Source organism: Pseudoalteromonas sp. SCSIO 43088, from assembly GCF_023650795.1.
In the GTDB taxonomy this organism is placed as follows: domain Bacteria; phylum Pseudomonadota; class Gammaproteobacteria; order Enterobacterales; family Alteromonadaceae; genus Pseudoalteromonas; species Pseudoalteromonas shioyasakiensis.
In genome coordinates this window covers 1,553,791-1,573,602 of the sequence record NZ_CP072675.1, presented here as the reverse complement: position 1 = coordinate 1,573,602, position 19,812 = coordinate 1,553,791, and the positions used below count along the sequence as shown (strand labels likewise).

Here is a 19,812-nt window from a genome sequence, read left to right as displayed (position 1 = left end):
AGGCAAAAATTTCGTTATTTAGTTGTTCTAAATCAGAAATTTTTAACGCAGATAGCGACAGGTTTAATCCCTCAAAATGATTAAGTATTATTGCGGATTGGTATTACTATGACAGCTAACTTAAGACTTACCGCTTAAAGCTTAAAGCTATTAACCTCCAGCTATTCGCCTTCTTCCACCAAACCAACATAAATCTGGCTATTGGCATCTACCTGAAAGCAGCTGATCAGGTTTTCTTTCACCAGCTCTAACATTGCGATAAAGCTAACGACAACACCACTTCTGCCCTCTTCTACCGTAAAAAGACTACTAAAAGGTAGCTGTGATTGAGCTTCTGAGAGTTTATCTAAGATTAAGCTCATCCGTTCACGGGTCGATAAGGCTTCTGCGGTAATATGATGGTGTTCAAATGTTTTGGCTCGGGCCATAACGTCGCTTAGCGCAACTAACAGGTCTTTCATGTCAACGTCAGGTAACAGTACCTCACGTTCACTGAATTCTGGCACAAGTGCTTCAGCAACAAAGATATCGCGGCCTTCGCGAGGGATCTCATCAAGATTTTCTGCGGCTTTTTTAAATTGTTCGTATTCTTGTAAACGTCTTACAAGCTCAGCTCGAGGGTCTTCTTCCTCTTCAAGCTCTTCATGTTTTGGTAGTAATAATCGTGATTTAATTTGTGCTAATAACGCCGCCATCACAAGGTATTCACCAGCCAGTTCAAGCTGAAACTCGCTCATCATTTCAACATAACTAACGTATTGCTCTGTAATACTAAAAATAGAGAGCTCTAATACATCGAGTTTATGTTTTTTTATTAAATACAGAAGTAAATCGAGAGGACCTTCAAAGGTTTCTAAAATGATCTCTAACGCATCGGGTGGAATGTATAAGTCTTCAGGTTTATCAACCACCGCTTTGCCATGCAAAAAAGCCAGTGGCAGCTTTTGCTGTACTGGCTCTTGTAAATTATCTGGCGCGTCAAGCTCTGGGCTAGTCAATGAAGTCTCTACTCAAATGGTTTAGTATCACCACAACCCACACGTAAGATTTCGATATCATCATCCGACAAGTCAATTACTGTGGTTGCCTGTTCAGGAAGATAACCACCATGAATAATTAAATCAACTTGCTTTTCAATGCGATCGCGAATTTCATCAGGATCAGCCTCGGTATATTGCTCACCCGGTAAAATTAAAGAGCACGACATTAACGGCTCACCTAATTCAGCCAATAAAGCACAGGTGATTGGGTGTTCGATAACACGAATACCAATGGTTTTTTTTCTTTTTCGTTTAATAAACGCTTTGGTACTTCTTTAGTGCCTTTAAAGATGAAAGTATAAGGCCCAGGGGTGTTATTTTTAATTAATCTAAATAACTGATTATCAACACGAGCATAGGTAGATAGCTCTGATAAGTCACGACAGACCAAAGTAAAGTTATGGTGTTTTTCAATACCACGAATACGTTCGATGCGCTCTTTTGCTTGCTTATTACCAATGTTACAGCCAAGTGCATAACCCGAATCGGTTGGGTATACGATAACACCGCCCTGCTTGATAATATCAACCGCTTGGCTGATTAAGCGTGGTTGCGGATTATCTGGATGAATATGAAAAAAACTGACTCATTACACGCTCCTATTGCCCTTCCCATGCTTGCCAAACCCCTTGGCAATCTTTTGGTAAGTATAAATTTTTACCTAACTCCAACCAACTGGTCGGAAAATGAAAATCTGACCCTTGTGACGCAAGTAAGCCATATTCACGACTCAGTTCACCTAAAAACTGGCGCTCACTGGGTGCTTGCTGTGGTTGTGCAACTTCCATCGCATCGCCACCTGCGTCTTTAAACTCAATAATTAACTTACGTAGCCACTTGTTAGACATTTGATAACGCCCAGGATGAGCAAGAACGGCAACCCCACCGGCTTGGTGAATGGCAGCAATTGCGGTTTGCATATCACACCAACTACTTGGTACATAGCCTGTTTTTCCTCGCCCTAAGTACTTTTTAAATACCCCAGGAAAGTTTTTAGCAACACCACGCTCAATCAGCGCTCGGGCAAAATGCGCTCGTGTGATCTGTGCGTTTTCAGCAAATGTTTTTGCTTGGTCGTAAATGCCTTCAAAACCATTTTTAGCAAGGCGACGACCGATCTCTAAAGCGCGCTCTTCACGCTTGGCTTGTTGCGCCTGTAACAATGACAACAGTGCGTCATTTTCATCATCAACATTTAAACCAACAATATGAATTTCAAAGCTTTCCCATTTTGTTGATACTTCAACGCCAGCAATTAATTTAAGCGGTAAATTATCATCTGCAATGACTTGGCGAGCTGGTTTTATCGCATTTAATGTGTCGTGATCGGTAATTGCAAACACATCAATGTTTTTCTCAACCGCGCGGTGTAACAATTGCTCGACTGATAGCTGACCATCTGAGTATGTGGTGTGGCTATGTAAATCGTATTTTATCAAAGGGAAAGACTGCTTTACGTAAGTTCTTGAATCAATGATGTGAGTATAACAAAAATTTAGTGCCAAGGCGTGATTATCTTTTTAGGTTAGACATATATACCCTCATAAATGGGCAATTGCGATGGGTAAATGCCGAACTCGTACTAATATGTAAATTAATGCTTGACAGTATCGGCTCAGGTACGCTTTACTGTATGCACTTTCAGACACGTTAAATAAGCAATAACAATGAACAAAACAATTCAAATCACAATTTGGTGGTGGCACTCGTAACTAGCGGGTGACGAATTGTCGTGTCTAACGATTTCAAAACCCGCTCATGTAGCGGGTTTTTTTATATCTAAATTTTAAGGTTTTATTATGAATTACATAGCAACTCTTACACATCATTGGTGGTGGCGCCTGGCTTAGCGGGACGGTAAGGGTCTATCTAATTTATAGGCATTTTTATACGAACCCCGCCAAGCATAGCTTCGCGGGGTTTTGTTTTTTAAAGAGTTTTTGGGAATGAGGGAGAATGAGGTTTGATTTTTAGTCATATAACAACGACACCGGGTGAAGTAACCAGTATCACTCAAGTGCGCGACTACATCAGTAGCCCACTTGCGTTATACAGTTTACTCGATAAGCCTAATTCACTGCTGTTAGAGTCTGCTGAAATTGATTCTAAAGACAGTGTAAAAAGTCTAATTTTGGTTGACTCAGCGCTACGTATTGTTTGCCAAGGCAAACAGGTCATACTCACTGCACAGTCAAATAACGGCAAACAATTACTGCCTTATTTACAAACTCATGTGCAAAACTGCTCTGCTGAGCTTGTAGAAGACACATTAACGTTAACCTACAACGAAGTCGCAAGCGACATTGATGAAGCCAGTAAATTAGTAGCAGATAACGCATTTAGCGCGCTACGTAGCTGTATTAATAGTATTAAAAGCACCACAGATAACCCATTTTCTGTGTTCTTAGGCGGTGTATTTGCCTACGATATGGTTGCTAATTTCGAAACTCTTTCTGATGTGCCTGACGGCGAAAACAGCTGCCCAGATTATGTTTTCTACCTAGCCGAAACGTTAGTTGTCATCGACCATCAAGCAAAAACAACCGAGCTAATTGGCAATGTATTTAACGGCCCTGAAGTTCATGCTAATTGCTTTGAGGTTGGTCAACAATTAGAGCGTTTAAATGCCGTATGTGACAACGCACAAAGCTACCAAGGGCAAAAGCAAACCGGCTCAAACCCAATTTCTGTTGATGTTAGCGACGAGCAATACTGCGAACATGTCATCAAGTTAAAAAACAACATCGTTGATGGCGATATTTTCCAAGTTGTTCCATCACGTACTTTTTCTCTCGCCTGCCCTGACTCACTTCATGCTTACAGCCAACTAAAACAACAAAACCCAAGCCCATATATGTTTTACATGCGCGATGAAGAGTTCGTGTTATTCGGCGCATCACCCGAGTCAGCCCTCAAATATTGCGCAGAGAGTAAACAAGTTGAGGTATACCCAATTGCTGGTACTCGCCCTCGTGGCAAGTTTGCTAACGGGCAAATTAATCCAGACCTAGACAGCCGCATTGAGCTTGAACTTCGCAACGACCAAAAAGAACGTGCCGAGCACCTTATGTTAGTTGATTTAGCACGAAATGATGTAGCCCGTATTAGCGTACCAGGCACACGTCACGCTAAAGAGTTATTAAAAGTAGACCGCTACTCACAAGTGATGCATTTAGTTTCACGCGTGGTGGGTACTTTAAAACCTGAACTCGATGCGCTGCATGCTTACCAAGCTTGTATGAACATGGGCACCTTAGTGGGTGCACCTAAAGTACGCGCTGCTGAGTTAGTTCGTCAAACCGAACAAAAACGCCGCGGCAGCTATGGAGGTGCAGTGGGTTATTTAACGGGCGATGGCGCCATGGATAGCTGTATTGTTATTCGCTCTGCGTTTGTTAAAAACGGCACGGCCTACGTACAAGCAGGTGCAGGTGTAGTGTTTTGATTCAGACCCACAATCAGAAGCCAATGAAACCCGCGCTAAAGCACAAGCTGTGATCACTGCGATTCAATCGACTTACGAGGCACAATAATGACGACAACATCAGCCTATAAAATCTACTTTTTAGATAACTTTGATTCATTTAGTTATAACTTAGTCGATGAACTTTCTATGTTAGGGTGCCAGTTAGTGGTATACCGTAATAACATCAGTGCACATAGCATCTTTGACAAAATGTGCCAAGAAACCGTACCTGTGTTATTAGTACTTTCACCCGGCCCTGGCGCACCATCTGATGCGGGTTGTTTAATGGAACTCATTGAACTGTGTAAAGGCCGCTTCCCTATGCTGGGCATCTGTTTAGGGCAGCAAGCACTAACACAAAGCTACGGTGGGATTATTGGTCATGCAGGTGAAACAGTGCATGGCAAGTCATCAATTATTGAGTTGACTGAGCACCCTGTATTTGCAGGTATGGGCGATAAAATGCCGGTTGCTCGTTATCATTCATTAATGGCAACCAAAGTCCCTGATGACGTTGAAGTAATTGCTTGTTATGAAAATATTCCAATGGCAATTTACCATCAACAAGATAATGCCCTTGGCTATCAGTTTCATCCTGAGTCAATTTTAACGCCAAATGGCGCATTGCTATTACAGCAAAGCATTGAATTTTTAACCGCACGCGTGCAGTAGAGGAATAACATGGAAGCAACAACTCAAACCCAGTTAAACCAATTATTAGCAAAGCAAGATTTATCGTTTTCGCAAGCAACTGCATTGTTTGACGCCATCATGAATGGCAAGCTTAATGATATTGAATTAACTGCAGCACTTATCGCCCTAAAACTAAAAGGCGAAACAAGTGATGAAATCGCCGGTGCTGCAGCATCAATGCGCGCCAATGCAGTGCCATTTCAAACCAGCAAAACCTTGCTTGCCGATAGCTGTGGTACCGGTGGCGATGGCTCAAACACAATTAATATTAGTACCACGGCTGCTATTGTTGCCGCCGCTGCGGGCATCAACATGGTCAAACATGGTAATCGCAGTGTGTCGAGTAATTCGGGCTCTGCGGATTTACTAAAAGCCTTGGGTATCAATATTGATATGAGCCCTGAGCAAGCTGCCCGTTGTTTAGAAAATACTGGCTTTACATTTTTATTTGCACCGCATTATCACAGTGGTGTACGCCATGCGATGGGCGTGCGTACGGCCCTTAAAAGCCGCACAATTTTTAATATTTTAGGGCCACTGGCCAATCCTTCTGCCCCTGAGGTGCAATTACTTGGTGTTTATGACCCTTCGCTGTGTTTACCAATGGCCGAAACCTTAAAAACCCTTGGCACAAAACGCGCTATGGTGGTTCATGGTGCAGGCACTGACGAAATTGCCTTACACGGGACAACCAAAGTGGTTGAACTTAATAACGGTGAACTGAGCGAATACACGCTAATAGCGAGCGATTTTGGTCTTGCAAACTATTCACTTGAACAACTAGCAGGCCAAGGCCCAGAATATAACGCAAAAGCAAGCTTAGCGATTTTACAAGGTCAAGGTGAAATGGCGCATAACGCAGCCATTATAGCCAACGTTGCCGCTCTTCTTTATTTAACTGATAAAGCAAGTGATTTAAAAGTAGCCGCAGACCAAGTAAGCGAATTATTAGCATCAGGCAAAGCGATGGACACATTGAACGCAATTATTGAGGTAAGTCATGGCTAACGTGTTAGACAAAATTGTTGCCGACAAACGTATTGAATTAGAACAAAGAAAAGCACAGCGCCCGCTTGAGTCATTCATTAGCGAGGTTGTGCCAACCAAGCGAGACTTTGAAGGCGCATTAGCAGCAACCGGCACGCAGTTTATTTTAGAATGTAAAAAGGCCTCACCGTCAAAAGGGCTTATTCGTGAACCATTCAATTTAGAGGAAATTACATCGGTTTATAAAAAGTACGCAACCTGTATGAGCGTACTAACGGATGAAAAATATTTCCAAGGCAGCTATCAGTACCTTGAGTATGTGCGCAGCCAAGTTGAACAGCCGCTTATTTGTAAAGATTTCTTTATTGATGAGTACCAAGTTTATTTAGCACGCTTATCTGGTGGTGATGCCATTTTATTAATGCTCTCAGTCCTTGATGACGAGCAATATTTAGCGCTTCACAAAGTGGCTGATTCTTTAAATATGTCGGTACTCACTGAAGTTAGTAATGAGCAAGAAGTCAGTCGTGCTCTTGCACTGAATGCCAGCCTTATCGGTATTAATAACCGCGACCTTCGTGATTTAAGTACTGACCTTGCAACAACAGAGCGTTTACGTCAGCTTATCCCAAATGACAAAGTAGTGATCTCAGAGTCGGGCATTTATACCCATAAAGATGTAAAACGCCTTGCACCATTGTGCGATGGCTTTTTAATTGGCAGCTCTCTGATGGCTGAGCGCGACTTAGAGGCCGCATGCCGAAAAGTCATTTTAGGTGAGAACAAAGTGTGCGGTTTAACCCGTTCACAAGATGCGATGGCAGCCTACGCAAGTGGAGCTGTGTATGGTGGCTTAATTTTTTATCCTAAGTCACCGCGCTATGTTGATATCGACTGTGCCAAGCAAGTTACGCAAAGTGCCCCACTCGCGTATGTGGGTGTGTTTGTCAATGCACCGCTTGAACAAGTGGTCGATTATGCACAAAGCTTAAAATTAGCTGCAGTGCAATTACATGGCGATGAGAATAGCGAATATATTCAAAGTCTCAGAAAGCAATTACCGCTTGGCTGTGAAATTTGGAAAGCCCAAGCCGTTAAAGGTGAATTACCTAAACCGCTTGAAGGGGTTGATCGCCATTTATACGATACTTACAGCAAAAGCCAAAAAGGCGGCACAGGCGAAGCATTTGATTGGTCAGTGCTAGAGGCGGCAACCGTGCCGTTTATGTTAGCCGGGGGTTTAAACCCAGAAAATATCCATGCAGCGCTTTATCGCGGTGCTAACGGCCTTGACCTAAATTCTGGCGTTGAAGCGTCAGCGGGTAAAAAGTGCCAAACAAAATTACAAAATGCGTTTTCGCATATCAGAAATTATTGAGGTTAGAATGCAAAATCCAGCTTATTTCGGTGAATTCGGTGGTATGTTTGTACCACAGCTGCTTGTGCCAGCACTCAAGCAACTAGAAGCAGAGTTTAATAAATCACAAAACGATCCAGCTTTTCAGGCTGAGTTTGAAAAACTATTAAATGAATACGCAGGTCGCCCTACACCATTAACACTGACACGTAACTTAGTTAAAAACCCTAAGGTAAAACTGTATTTAAAGCGTGAAGATTTACTGCACGGCGGTGCGCACAAAACCAATCAAGTACTTGGTCAAGCACTCCTTACCAAACGTATGGGTAAAAAAGAAGTGATTGCAGAAACAGGTGCCGGCCAACACGGTGTTGCAACGGCCCTAGCCTGTGCCCTACTTGGCTTAAAATGCCGTATTTACATGGGTGCAAAAGATGTTGAACGTCAGCAACCAAATGTATTTCGTATGAAACTAATGGGCGCAGAGGTTATTCCTGTCACAGCGGGCTCTGGCACCTTAAAAGATGCCGTAAATGAAGCCCTGCGTGACTGGTCAGCAAATTATAAAGATGCTCACTACTTACTAGGCACTGCAGCAGGCCCTCACCCATTCCCAACCATGGTACGTGAGTTCCAAAAAATGATTGGTGAAGAAGCAAAACAACAAGTGCTTAAAGCTGAAGGTCGCTTACCGGATGCGGTGCTGGCTTGTGTAGGTGGGGGTTCTAACGCCATTGGTATGTTTACAGACTTTATTGATGAGCCAAGCGTTAAACTAATTGGTGTAGAGCCTGCTGGTAAAGGCTTAGATACCCACCAGCATGGTGCAACCTTATGTAAAGGCACCAAAGGCATTTTACACGGTACCTATACCTACATTATGCAAGATGATGATGGTCAAATTGAAGAGTCTTACTCTGTATCAGCAGGTCTTGATTACCCTGCTGTTGGCCCACAACATGCTCACTTGCATGAAACTGGCCGTGCTGAGTACGTTGGAATTAGCGATACTGAAGCGCTTGAAGCATTCCAACTACTGGCTAAGAACGAAGGGATCATTCCAGCACTTGAATCAAGCCATGCCCTAGCATATGCCCTTAAATATGCCGAGCAACAAACCGAAGACACTATTTTAGTGGTTAACCTAAGCGGCCGAGGCGATAAAGATTTGGCTCACGTACACAGTGTTTTATCAGAAGGAGGCGCACTATGAGCCAGACTAACCGTTACGGACAACTGTTCGCCACATTAAATGAAACCAACCAAGGTGCTTTTGTACCCTTTGTTACGATTGGCGATCCTAATAAAGCACTGAGCGTAGAAATCATCAAAAGCTTAATTGATGGCGGCGCCGATGCCCTTGAGCTAGGTATTCCATTTTCTGATCCGATTGCAGATGGCCCGGTGATCCAAGCGGCCAACATTCGTGCACTTGATGAAAACATCAATACCCAAGATTGCTTTGATATCATCAAACAAGTGCGCCAGTATAATGCTGATATTCCAATTGGCCTGTTATTGTATTCAAACTTAGTGTTTAAACGTGGCATTGAGAAGTTTTATCAAGATGCTAAAGAGGCCGGTGTCGATTCAATTTTAGTGGCTGACGTGCCGCTACATGAATCAAAGCTATTTCGCCAAACAGCAATGAAAAATGGCATCGACCCAATTTTTATTGCTACACCGAATGCTGATGATGACACTTTACGAGAGTGTGCGTCATATGGTCGTGGTTACACATACCTTCTTTCACGCGCAGGTGTAACAGGCACAGAAACCAAGGCACAAATGCCAGCAGATTCATTAGTTAAAAAACTAAAAGATTACCATGCTTCACCGGCATTACTTGGTTTTGGTGTATCAACACCAGAAGATGTTAAATCAGCTCTTGAGTCAGGAGCTGCTGGTGCGATTTCAGGCTCTGCGGTTGTTAAAATCATCGAGGCAAATCTTGATGATCAAGCAGCAATGCTAACTGGTTTAAAAGAGTTTGTAGCTAGTATGAAAGCAGCTACAAAGTAAGTTTGTTTTATTACTTAAAAAAGGGCCATAAAGGCCCTTTTTTGTACTTAACAATTTATGATTAATGATGGCGGTGCACACCCTCTTTAATCTCTTCTATGAATTTTCGATTAAAGGCTTCCAGGTCGGCTGGGCTTCGGCTTGTGACTATACCCTCATCAACACATACTTCTTGATCAACCCAATTAGCTCCTGCATTGATCAAATCTGTTTTGATACTTGGGTATGAGGTTACTTTGCGCTCCCGTAGTTTGTTAATTTCAGCTAATAACCATGGACCGTGGCAAATCGCGGCGATAGGTTTGTTTTTACCGGCACTGAAAAAACCATCAACAAAGGCTTTTGCTTCGCTATCTTGACGTAACGTATCTGGGTTGAATAAGCCACCAGGCAGAAGTAACGCGTCATACTCTGCAGAGTCTGCTTCGCTGACTACACGGTCAACACTGACTCGCTCACCCCATTGGTTTTCATCCCATGCGGTGATATCGCCACGCTCAAGTGACACAACTTCGACAAGTGCACCAGCTTCTAATAATGCGCTTCGTGGTGACAATAGTTCGCTTTGCTCAAAACCATTGGTTGCAAGAATGGCAATCTTTTTACCATTCAGTTGGCTATTTAAATTTGACATGTTATCTCCTTATTTAGGTAAACCTAAATGATTAACAGCAGACAACATGCCAAACTTAATGCATTGAAAATGTTGAATAAATTTTCAGGTGTTCTATTTATGCTCTGTAAATACTACAACAGATTTGCAAATCCTGCTTATAAACCGTCTTTGAGTGCTTTAGCAGGTTTAAAAACTGGCTTGTTAGCGCCTTCTATTTCAATTTCTTCACCGGTTTGTGGGTTGCGTCCTTTGCGTGCTGGGTAATAACTTAGAGCAAACGTACCAAAGCCATTAATTTGCACTTGGTCACCCTCAGAAAGAGACTTTTCGATAGCATTTAACATGCTGGTTAAGGCAGCTTGAGTGTCTTTTTTTGTTAATTCACTGTGGGCAGCCATTTGCGATACTAACGCGGCTTTATTCATAAAAAGTGCTCCAAAATACGCCGCTTAATCATCTGAGGTTAAGCGGAAAAAGATAAGGTAAAACAACCTAAACGCAGGTTTAGGCCAGATTGGCTCGGGAGGCTAAGCTTTCAGGGCTGTTAAGTCAACCTTGTATCTTGCGTGATAACTTGATACAACCCAGTATCTTTTTAAATTAGAGCATTTATAAATTTATGCATGCGATTATTGAATACATCCCGCTGATTTTATTTTTTGCGGTTTTCAAGTTAGTTGATATTTATTGGGCAACAGCCTTGCTGATGCTAACCACCTTAATTCAAGTTGCTTACTGTTATTTTAAAGATGGTAAAGTGCCGACCCGTCACTGGGTGTTTTTTGCCATAGCGGTGGTGTTGGGTACCCTCACCTTAGTGTTCCACGATGAGCAGTTTGTTAAATGGAAAGCCACCATTGTGTATGCCATTTTCAGTGTTACTTTATTAGTAAGTCGCTATGTACTTGGCAAAAACCTAGTGAAAAAAGCACTTAGCTCGATTTTAGAAAATGCCTCTGAGAGTAAACAAGAAATCAACGTACCTGAAGCGCTCTGGAATAAGCTTAACCTATTTTGGGTTGCCGTGACTGCAGGTATCTCGGCGCTGAATATCTACATTGCCTATAACTTCTCGCTCGATTTTTGGGTTAACTTTAAAGTGTTTGGCTTAATGGGCATTACCTTTGTTTGCGTGTTAGCAACGATCATCACCCTATTCAAATACTTACCTGATGATGACGAAGAGAAAGATCCAAAGCAATCTTAATGTCATAAATCTGTCGTCTTAGCTTGTTAGCGTAAACAAAAAACACGCTGAGACGACATTGAACGCTAACCAATACCGCTGGCTTGAATTTACCCTCATATTTGTTTCTATGCCGCTATTAGGCTTCTTTCTTCGTGCCTACCTCGCTAACTGGCTTATTCCTGCCCTTATTATTTTAATGGCCGTGTGCGGCATGTTGCTTTTATCTGATCCCCATTTTAAACGCTTTCGTTTAACAAGCCTTGGGCAATTTAGTGCGGTAAAACGTCGCTTATTTAGTTTCTTCTTTTTAGGGGCGCTATTCTCTGGAATGTTTTACGGCATTATGAATCAAGAAAACTGGTTTTCACTGCCACGAAACTCATTTAACGATTGGCTAATGTTGTTATTGCTCTACCCCATTTTATCGGTGATGCCACAAGAGCTTATTTTTAGAACCTATTTTTTCCATCGTTATAAACGCATTATGCCAAGTAAAACAGTGCGTATTATTGTCAGCGCATCAGTGTTTGCGTTGGCGCATATTGTCTATGCAAATGTATTGGCCGTACTGTTGGCATTTTTAGGAGGGCTGTTGTTTTCTTATACGTACGCGCAAAGCCGCTCAACCTTCGTGTGTGTGATTGAACACAGTTTATGGGGACTGTGGATGTTTACCCTAGGCTTGGGTGATGTGCTTGATGCCGGGGCCTTTTAAAATAAAAAGGTAGGTATAAAAAAGCCGCGCAAAGTGCGCGGCTAAGTATTGAACTGGTTTTTAAAATCCGAAAATACTAAATGCAAAAAACTTAGTGGCCACCGTATTTACAAAGATTAGTAATAAAATGGCAGGGATAAACGTTGATAGCGAGAAGTTCACATACTTCTCTGTGAAGCTGCCAATATAACCTTCACAGCCTTGGCTTAGCTCTGCTGATAAGTTCGCTTTTTTCCAACGATACATAACGAATAAACACACCATTAAACCATTAAGCGGTAAAATTGTGTCGTAAAACACATCATAAACGATATCAAATAAGCTCTTATCTGCACCGCCATAGCTAACAAACTTTGTAAGCGAGTCAACCATACCAAATGACATGGTACATAGCACAGTCAATACACCTGTAGATAAAGTTAAGATAGCCAGTGCTTTTTTACGGCTGATACCTTTGCGGTCACTTAATGTTGCAGTTGGCACCTCTACAATTGATACAAGTGACGTAATTGCAGCAAAAAAGACAAGTAAAAAGAATACAAACGCAACAATTGATGCACCCACGTAGCCAATATCAGCTTGTAACGCTAATAAAATTTTTGGTAGGTAGACAAAAATCATCGATACTGACGAGTCAGATAAAGTACTTGGGTCAGTATCTGGGTTAAAACTGAAAATAGCTGGAAGCACCATTAGACCAGCAATAAATGCCACCATCGAATCAGTGACAGCAACCATTTTTGCACTACCAACAATATCGTCTTTCTTAGAGATATACGATGCATAGGTCATTAAGATACCCATACCTAGTGACAACGAGAAAAACGCTTGAGCTAATGCACCATTTAATACGCTGGCATCCATTTTTGAAAAGTCAGGCACAACATAGTACTTAACACCTGCCATTGCGTTATCAAGAGTTAGTACGTAAACAACCAATGCGGTGAGTAGTACAAATAAAGCTGGCATCATAAACTTAGCCGCTTTTTCAATACCTTCTTTAACACCGCCCACTAAAATCAAGTTAACGATGATGGCAACCACGGCCATATAACCAAACACGGTGTAGCTATTGATAAAGGTGCCAAAATTATCTGGCTGGGCCAAGGCATCTAGATTACCAAAAGCGGTTTGCGATAAATAACCGAAAATCCATACAGTGATCACCATATAAAAAACAGCAATCATAAATGGCGTTAATACGGCTAAAAAGCCAGCAAAGTTCCATTTTGGATCATTGCCCGCTAAAAAATTTGTATGAACCAAGTGGATCTTTTTGCGCTTTTCGACCCATGGCCATTTCAGCCATCATCACTGGCAAAACAGATGAAAATGACAAACAATGCATAGACTAAAAGGAAAGCACCACCGCCGTTTTTTGTAGCTGAAACAGGAAAACCCACTAAGTTTCCGATACCTACAGCAGAACCGGCTGCCGCTAAAATAAAACCGAGGCGGGAGCTAAAATGCTCGCGTTTTTCGCTCATTTAAAAACCTTATTATTATTTTCTCAACCCAGCGACTCTACCAGTGTTACACCGCGTATTTCAAGCTTTATAAGTTAAAGTTATATGGGTTTGTGTAAAGATTATTACGCGAATAATCTCTCGTCTATTGCTAAGAATATGCTACTATTTTTTAAAATAACATTGAGAACACACCATGCTGTATATGATTTATTCAACTGATGTTGAAAATAGTTTAGAAGCTCGCAAATCTGCACGCCCTGCTCACTTAGCACGCCTTCAAGAATTAGACGATCAAAACCGTTTATTTACGGCAGGCCCATTGCCAGCCATTGATAGTGAAGATCCGGCTGACGCTGGTTTTACTGGTTCATTAGTGGTTGCTGAGTTTGAGTCGTTAGAAGCAGCACGCGAATGGGCTGCAAACGATCCGTATATTGCGGCGGGTGTTTACGACAACTCGGTCGTAAAACCATTTAAAAAAGTATTTGGTTAACCTCTGAACTTAACTGAATCAATAATTCAGTGTTTGTTCACGGCTTATTAACTAAGATTTGGCTATTGAATTACAGAATTTAACGTAATTACTTGAATTTTAGTTAATTGGTTAATTAAACTAAATGGGTCTGGTTTAGGAGTTCCCCGTCATGCGCATATTATTAGCCTTCAGTTTTAGTCTTTTATTTGCATTATCAAGCTTTCATGCTGATGCCAATAAGAAACAAGCCCAAGAGGTGACTAAAAAGCAGGCTGTAACGATCGCCAAAAAATCTGAAGACGGCCGAACCCTAAAAATCACAGAGCAAGATAAAGTATTTACCGTAAGAATTTTAAAAACGAACGGCCACGTGGTTGATGTCCATGTGAACAAAAAGACTGGCGAAGTGAAAAAGGATTAAGAATGCGAATTTTAGTAATTGAAGATGATTTACACTTAGCAGATAACCTTCGTAATGCCCTAGAAAAAGAGCGTTACAGCGTTGACCTTTGTCACGATGGTGAAGCTGGTTTATTCCATATTACCGAATACCCGCTAGATATGGCGGTAGTCGATTTAGGCTTACCAAAAGTAGATGGTATTGAATTAATTACCAAAGCACGTGCACAAGGTATTACCATTCCTATTTTGATTTTAACGGCACGTGACCGTTGGCAAGATAAAGTAGAAGGCTTAGATGCAGGTGCAGATGACTACCTAACTAAACCTTTCCACGTTGAAGAGCTAATTGCCCGCTGTAATGCGCTTATCCGCCGTAGCGCAGGTAAAGCAAACCCAGAAATGACAGCTGGCCCAATTAAAATTCATACTCGCTCACAACAAGTATGGGTTAACGATAAAGAACTTAGCTTAACGGCGTACGAATACAAAGTTTTAGAGTACCTAATGGTTAATCCACAAAAGGTAATTTCTAAATCTGAACTAACAGAGCACATTTACGACCAAGACTTCGACCTTGATTCAAACGTAATTGAAGTTTTCGTATTGCGTTTACGTAAGAAGCTTGACCCTGATGGTACCCTTAACCCAGTTGAAACATTACGCGGCCGTGGTTATAGGCTAAAAAGTCAGTGGTAGCATCGCAAATACCGCTTAAAGTAAGGCAAGGATTTATCCTTGTCTTTGTTTTATTAGTCGCCCTACCAATTCTGTTTTTCTCAATTGGTAAGGCTTACTACGCCTCTTTGGTCGAAGCGACCGAAAAAACCCTCGAAGCTCACTTATATTCATTAATTTCTGAAGTTGATTTCACTGAACGCGGCATCGTTATGCCAAGTACTATCTTAACGCCAGAACTAAACCGACTAAATTCAGACACCTACGCGATGATTTACCGCGGTGACTTACCGGTTTGGTATTCTGAATCGGCGACCAATATCAATTTTATTCCTGATAACTTTGAAGCCCCTGCAGGCTCTGCTGATTTTCGCCGTGTTGAATACAACAATACCGTGTACTGGCAGTTAACGCTTACTGTTATTTTAGAGAACATTGACCAATCAGAGCATGCACGTTTTATTTTATTAAAGCGTAATGATGCCCTACTGAGGCTGATGGATGGCTTTAAGCAAACACTCGTAAATTGGATGTATGTCATGGGTGTGGCCATTGCTGCGCTAATGGCAATTGGTTTTGTTTGGAGTGCAAGGCCACTGCAACGACTCGATAAAGAAATTAAAGCCATTGAGTCGGGTGATAACCAACAAATTAAAGGTCTTTACCCGGTTGAACTACAAACCATTAAAGCCGATTTAAACTTATTGCTTGAATCGCAGCAGCGCCAAAAAGAACGTTATCGCGCGTCATTAAGCGACCTTGCTCATGCATTAAAAACACCTTTGGCAGTGCTTAAATCTAGCCCATTGGCCAATGATGCGGATGCACAAGAGCAGCTAGACCGTATTAATGTGATGATCGAGCACCAGTTAAAGCGTGCTGCAACAGGTGCGTCTGACACCTGGAAGAAACAAACCCATATCAAGCCTGTTATTGATTCAATCTTAAGCGCGATGAGCAAGGTTTATCGCGACAAAGATATTATATTTACCTCAGAGGTTAGTGAAAAAGACTATTTCTTGGGTGATAAAACAGATTTGATGGAACTACTTGGTAATTTAATCGATAATGCCTGTAAAGCTTGCCGTTCACAGGTCGATATAAAGGTTAAGCAGAACAAAAAGTTATCGCTCAGTATAAGTGATGATGGCCCAGGTGTTCCTGAGCACAAGCGTGAATCATTACTAACTCGCGGTACCAGACTCGATACCTACGAAAGCGGCCATGGTGTCGGCATGGCTATCGTGTCGGATTTAGTCAACTCGTATAATGGCACATTAACCATTAAAGATGCAGAGAAACTAGCCGGCGCTGAGTTTATATTAGAGTTTAATTACCATGATAAAAAAATAAAACATCAATACTCGTAAAAGGCAGCTTTTTAGCTTTAATTGCAAGTGCATCGCAGGCTCAAGCAGAACAAACGTGTGAGCTTGCGAGCAACAATACCGATGACACAAAACGCTATATTCAATGTCTAGATCAAGTTATCGCCGATATTCAGCGTGACCAAAAGATGTGGATTAATAAGCTCACTATGGATCTTGAGAAAATTAAAGAAGATACCGGTAACAGCCAATTGCTACCGATTTTTAATCGCAGCATCAAGAACCAAGAACGTTATTTAGAAGACAGCTGTCGTTGGCGTTATTTACAAAAAATGCCAAATGGTACGAGAGCCGCTATTGCCTACAAGCAATGTGAAATTGAGATCCTAAAAAACCATGTGCAGGTTTTACAGCGACCTCTAAAGTGATAACACATAAACATATTGAAAAGTAAAAAGGCGCTTAAGCGCCTTTTTTAATCTTCAAGTTTTAGCTCTTCGCCATTGCCAAGCAAGGTAGCAAGCCATCGCCCTTCTTGACTAGTCTCTAAGGCTATTTTAACTATCATGGTCAATGGAACTGATAACAGCATACCCACGGTCCCCATCAGCCAGCCCCAAAAAATCAAGGATAAAAACACCACCAGCGTCGATAAACCCAGCCCTTTTCCCCATAAAACGCGGCTCGACGATATTACCCATCACCGTGTTTATAACTAAATAACCACCAGCAATAAACCCTGCAACCAGTGGGCCTTGAGTGATCAAAGCAAGTAACACAGGAGGCACCGCAGCAATGATAGAGCCAATGTTAGGGATATAATTAAGCATGAACGCCACTACACCCCAAAGTACAAAGTAATCAACATCAAGTGCCCAAAGCATAAAGCCTGCAAGCATACCTGTGCCTAAGCTAACCAGCGTTTTAATAGCCAGATAAGAATTAATTGAATCTAAGAATCGGTCAACCTGCTGCATTTTCATTTCAGGATCATCCAGTGCTAAATGCACTTTTTTACTCAGCATAGGTCCTTCAAACAACATGAACACCACGGTTAGGATGATCAAAAACAGGTTAGCCATCACGCCACCGAGGCCTGTGAGCATGTTGGTTGCAACATCAATCATTTTGCCCGGATCGAATAAAGAAATAATCTGTTCTTTATCAATCAGGATGTTATAACTCGCTGCAACATTAACCACCCAGACAAATTCTTCTTTTAGTTGTGCTTTGTACTCAGGCAGCTTTTCAGAGAAATCGGTCATCGATTGCCCAACCAATCCGGCAAGGCTTATCCCTACACCAACAATCATCAACATAACAAACACAACAGCAATCCCTTTAGGGATACCGTATTTGGCAAAGAAACGAATTAAGGGATTACAAATAATGGCAATAAAGGCTGCCAACACAAATGGGATAACAATCACACTTGCGGCTTTAATACCCGCTAAAACAACGACTAAAGCGGCAAATATCACTAAACTTTTATTTACACCAGTCAGGCTCGACAAAATAAAATCCTTGTTAGTTTTTTTATCAGTGTAAGTGAAATACGCCGCAAAAGAAATCACAAAGCAGCTGGCACAATTAATGCTCATTATACGTGCATAATTTGAACAATTTATGATACATATAAGTAAGCGTGCTTTAAAAGGAGCTTTATATGGCACATTTATCCGAACAAGAAATCTCTTTTTTCAACCGTTTATTCGAGGCTGAACGGACTGATGGCGATCCAACCGATACAAAAATGTCTGTTAGGCTTAATTTGCCTGATAAATTAAATGGTTTACTTACCAATGCCAAACTGACACTACTGGCTGAAGTAGGGATTTATCAGTTGTGGTTTCCGCTTGAATTTAGCAAGGACGAGAATGGCCAACTGATCCCTGTACTTAGCGCACCAGAAGTAATAGATACCAAAGGCATCGAACGCAGCTGGCGTACGCCAGATCTTGAAATACACACCGAACAATTTCAAATATTGTCTTTATCAAGTACGGGCGTGTTACTCAAGCCGAAGCGTCAATCACCCGATCTTAATAAAGAGATACTGTTGGCATTTAATTTACCTAGTGAAGAACACGTTATCCTTAGCGTAAAGCTAATACGAACGACCAGTAAAGGGATTGCCGGAAAAATAGTGAAAGTGTGTCAGGGTGAAGATGCACTGCGTAAATACTTATTTGAGACCCATAAGCACCATCATGCAAAGCTGTACGAGCAAGGTAACTTTACTACTGAGCTTATCTAGTTGCAGTAGCTTAACAGCTTAGCTAAGCTTGGCGTTTTGCAGCAAGTCACAACAAGGTATTTTATGAGTTACCCTATTGGAACCCCAGGTAAACCGTGGAACGACGCAGATAAGAAAGCATGGTTTGAATTACAGTCAGTAAAGCGTAGCTATTTAGATGATGTTGTATCGCAACTAAACTCTTTATCAAGCGATTTCAATATTGAGCAATATGGCGCATTGAGTTACGACAGCGACAAATACCCACTTTACATTTTAAAGAGCAAGCAATGGCAAGCTAATAAACCGGTTGTGCTGGTTACCGGTGGTGTTCATGGTTATGAAACAAGTGGTGTGCATGGTGCTTTAGCGTTTGCTAAGAGAAGTGCCAAAGACTACTTTGCTGACTTTAATATTTTAGTGGCTCCGTGTATCAGCCCTTGGGGTTATGAAACGATTAACCGCTGGAATCCAAATGCCACGGATCCAAATCGCTCATTCTATGCAGATAGCCCAGCTGAAGAGTCTGCAGCAATTATGCAGTATTTAGCCGACAACGCTATTGCACCTTATGTGCATATTGACCTACATGAAACGACAGACACTGATAATAGTGAGTTTCGCCCTGCTCTAGCAGCACGTGATGCAACGACCCATGATAACTGGAACATTCCTGATGGCTTTTATCTTGTCGCTGATAGTGAGCGTCCGCATGATGCATTTCAAACAGCGATTATAAAATCAGTTGAGAAAGTAACCCACATCGCACCAAGTGATGAGAATAACCAGTTGATTGGTGTGCCACAAACTCAATTTGGTGTGATTAATTACCAAGCGAAAAAACTGGGGTTATGTATGGGCTTAACCGATGCAGAATATGTCACAACAACAGAGGTTTACCCTGATAGCCCACAGGCAAATGACGACATTTGTATTGATGCACAAGTAGCCTCAATTACCGGTGCTTTGAACTATACTGTTAACAAATAGTTAGTTATATTTTAAATCTGGGGTGAATGATTTATCCACCCCAACCTTAAATAACTAGATAAAATTTACACATATATAAATTTAATGAAAAAGTTATGTTTTTTGAAATTTGTATACTAAATAACTAGACACATACATAGAATTGTATAAAA

General features: G+C 41.6%; 18 protein-coding genes and 4 pseudogenes. 15 read left to right on the top strand and 7 right to left on the bottom strand.

Annotation, left to right across the window (positions count from 1 at the left end; genetic code table 11):
- Positions 1-161 precede the first annotated feature (161 nt).
- The 3 genes and pseudogenes from J8Z28_RS07235 to rnm form a co-directional block, all read right to left on the bottom strand.
- Positions 162-998: a segregation and condensation protein A gene (locus J8Z28_RS07235; RefSeq protein ID WP_250660157.1), complete on the bottom strand. Its 837-nt coding sequence runs from the start codon at positions 996-998 to the stop codon at positions 162-164.
- Positions 999-1,006: 8 nt separating this feature from the next.
- Positions 1,007-1,611 (bottom strand): annotated as a pseudogene (locus J8Z28_RS07230) (L-threonylcarbamoyladenylate synthase).
- Between the two features lie 28 nt (positions 1,612-1,639).
- Positions 1,640-2,479: an RNase RNM gene (gene rnm, locus J8Z28_RS07225; protein WP_055021150.1), complete on the bottom strand. Its 840-nt coding sequence runs from the start codon at positions 2,477-2,479 to the stop codon at positions 1,640-1,642.
- 524 nt (positions 2,480-3,003) lie between these two features.
- On the opposite strand from rnm, the pseudogene J8Z28_RS07220 reads away from it, so the two are divergent.
- The 6 genes and pseudogenes from J8Z28_RS07220 (at position 3,004) to trpA (ending at position 9,565) form a co-directional block, all read left to right on the top strand.
- Positions 3,004-4,573, top strand: a pseudogene (locus J8Z28_RS07220) (anthranilate synthase component 1).
- Positions 4,573-5,178 carry an aminodeoxychorismate/anthranilate synthase component II gene (locus J8Z28_RS07215; RefSeq protein ID WP_250660156.1) on the top strand — a complete coding sequence of 202 codons (606 nt, stop codon included), beginning with the start codon at positions 4,573-4,575 and terminating at the stop codon, positions 5,176-5,178. Before J8Z28_RS07220 ends, J8Z28_RS07215 begins: the two are co-directional and overlap by 1 nt.
- A gap of 9 nt (positions 5,179-5,187) precedes the next feature.
- Positions 5,188-6,207, top strand: coding sequence for an anthranilate phosphoribosyltransferase (trpD, locus tag J8Z28_RS07210; RefSeq protein WP_054561229.1), 1,020 nt, complete (start codon positions 5,188-5,190; stop codon positions 6,205-6,207).
- Complete coding sequence (trpCF, locus tag J8Z28_RS07205) at positions 6,200-7,564, top strand: bifunctional indole-3-glycerol-phosphate synthase TrpC/phosphoribosylanthranilate isomerase TrpF (protein ID WP_250660155.1); 1,365 nt, start codon at positions 6,200-6,202, stop codon at positions 7,562-7,564. Before trpD ends, trpCF begins: the two co-directional genes overlap by 8 nt.
- A gap of 7 nt (positions 7,565-7,571) precedes the next feature.
- The gene (trpB, locus tag J8Z28_RS07200) at positions 7,572-8,756 is read left to right on the top strand and encodes a tryptophan synthase subunit beta (RefSeq protein ID WP_058584825.1); all 1,185 of its coding nucleotides are present in this window, start codon (positions 7,572-7,574) and stop codon (positions 8,754-8,756) included.
- Positions 8,753-9,565 (top strand): tryptophan synthase subunit alpha, encoded by an 813-nt coding sequence (trpA, locus tag J8Z28_RS07195; RefSeq protein ID WP_250660154.1) that lies wholly within the window; start codon positions 8,753-8,755, stop codon positions 9,563-9,565. Before trpB ends, trpA begins: the two co-directional genes overlap by 4 nt.
- 61 nt (positions 9,566-9,626) lie before the next feature.
- Here trpA and J8Z28_RS07190 read toward each other — a convergent pair whose 3' ends face one another.
- The gene (locus J8Z28_RS07190; protein ID WP_054561226.1) at positions 9,627-10,199 is read right to left on the bottom strand and encodes a type 1 glutamine amidotransferase domain-containing protein; all 573 of its coding nucleotides are present in this window, start codon (positions 10,197-10,199) and stop codon (positions 9,627-9,629) included.
- Between the two features lie 137 nt (positions 10,200-10,336).
- A complete protein-coding gene (locus J8Z28_RS07185) occupies positions 10,337-10,606 on the bottom strand; it encodes an HU family DNA-binding protein (protein WP_054561225.1) in 270 nt (89 codons plus the stop codon).
- Positions 10,607-10,800: 194 nt separating this feature from the next.
- Here J8Z28_RS07185 and J8Z28_RS07180 point away from each other — a divergent pair, with 194 nt between their 5' ends.
- Together J8Z28_RS07180 and J8Z28_RS07175 are read left to right on the top strand one after the other, a co-directional pair.
- On the top strand, positions 10,801-11,388 hold the full coding sequence (locus J8Z28_RS07180) for an inner membrane-spanning protein YciB (protein ID WP_250660153.1): 588 nt from the start codon (positions 10,801-10,803) through the stop codon (positions 11,386-11,388).
- Positions 11,389-11,446: 58 nt separating this feature from the next.
- Positions 11,447-12,085 (top strand): CPBP family glutamic-type intramembrane protease, encoded by a 639-nt coding sequence (locus J8Z28_RS07175; protein ID WP_250660152.1) that lies wholly within the window; start codon positions 11,447-11,449, stop codon positions 12,083-12,085.
- A 60-nt stretch (positions 12,086-12,145) separates the two neighbouring features.
- Here J8Z28_RS07175 and J8Z28_RS07170 read toward each other — a convergent pair.
- Positions 12,146-13,572, bottom strand: a pseudogene (locus tag J8Z28_RS07170) (sodium-dependent transporter).
- Positions 13,573-13,747: 175 nt separating this feature from the next.
- Here J8Z28_RS07170 and J8Z28_RS07165 point away from each other — a divergent pair.
- The 5 genes from J8Z28_RS07165 (at position 13,748) to J8Z28_RS07145 (ending at position 16,862) form a co-directional block, all read left to right on the top strand.
- Positions 13,748-14,047, top strand: coding sequence for a YciI family protein (locus J8Z28_RS07165; RefSeq protein WP_054552909.1), 300 nt, complete (start codon positions 13,748-13,750; stop codon positions 14,045-14,047).
- A 151-nt stretch (positions 14,048-14,198) separates the two neighbouring features.
- Positions 14,199-14,450 carry a PepSY domain-containing protein gene (locus tag J8Z28_RS07160; protein WP_054552908.1) on the top strand — a complete coding sequence of 84 codons (252 nt, stop codon included), beginning with the start codon at positions 14,199-14,201 and terminating at the stop codon, positions 14,448-14,450.
- 2 nt (positions 14,451-14,452) lie between these two features.
- Positions 14,453-15,127 (top strand): response regulator transcription factor, encoded by a 675-nt coding sequence (locus J8Z28_RS07155; protein ID WP_054552907.1) that lies wholly within the window; start codon positions 14,453-14,455, stop codon positions 15,125-15,127.
- Complete coding sequence (locus J8Z28_RS07150) at positions 15,121-16,476, top strand: ATP-binding protein (protein ID WP_250660151.1); 1,356 nt, start codon at positions 15,121-15,123, stop codon at positions 16,474-16,476. Before J8Z28_RS07155 ends, J8Z28_RS07150 begins: the two co-directional genes overlap by 7 nt.
- A gap of 146 nt (positions 16,477-16,622) precedes the next feature.
- Positions 16,623-16,862, top strand: coding sequence for a hypothetical protein (locus tag J8Z28_RS07145; protein WP_250660150.1), 240 nt, complete (start codon positions 16,623-16,625; stop codon positions 16,860-16,862).
- A 47-nt stretch (positions 16,863-16,909) separates the two neighbouring features.
- Here the strand turns inward: J8Z28_RS07145 and J8Z28_RS07140 are convergent.
- Positions 16,910-17,948, bottom strand: a pseudogene (locus J8Z28_RS07140) (AI-2E family transporter).
- A gap of 152 nt (positions 17,949-18,100) precedes the next feature.
- Between J8Z28_RS07140 and J8Z28_RS07135 the strand changes: the two are divergent.
- Positions 18,101-18,691 (top strand): hypothetical protein, encoded by a 591-nt coding sequence (locus tag J8Z28_RS07135; protein ID WP_250660149.1) that lies wholly within the window; start codon positions 18,101-18,103, stop codon positions 18,689-18,691.
- A 63-nt stretch (positions 18,692-18,754) separates the two neighbouring features.
- Entirely contained in the window at positions 18,755-19,660 is a 906-nt protein-coding gene (locus J8Z28_RS07130; RefSeq protein WP_250660148.1) for a M14 family metallopeptidase, read from the top strand.
- The last annotated feature ends 152 nt before the right edge of the window (positions 19,661-19,812 follow it).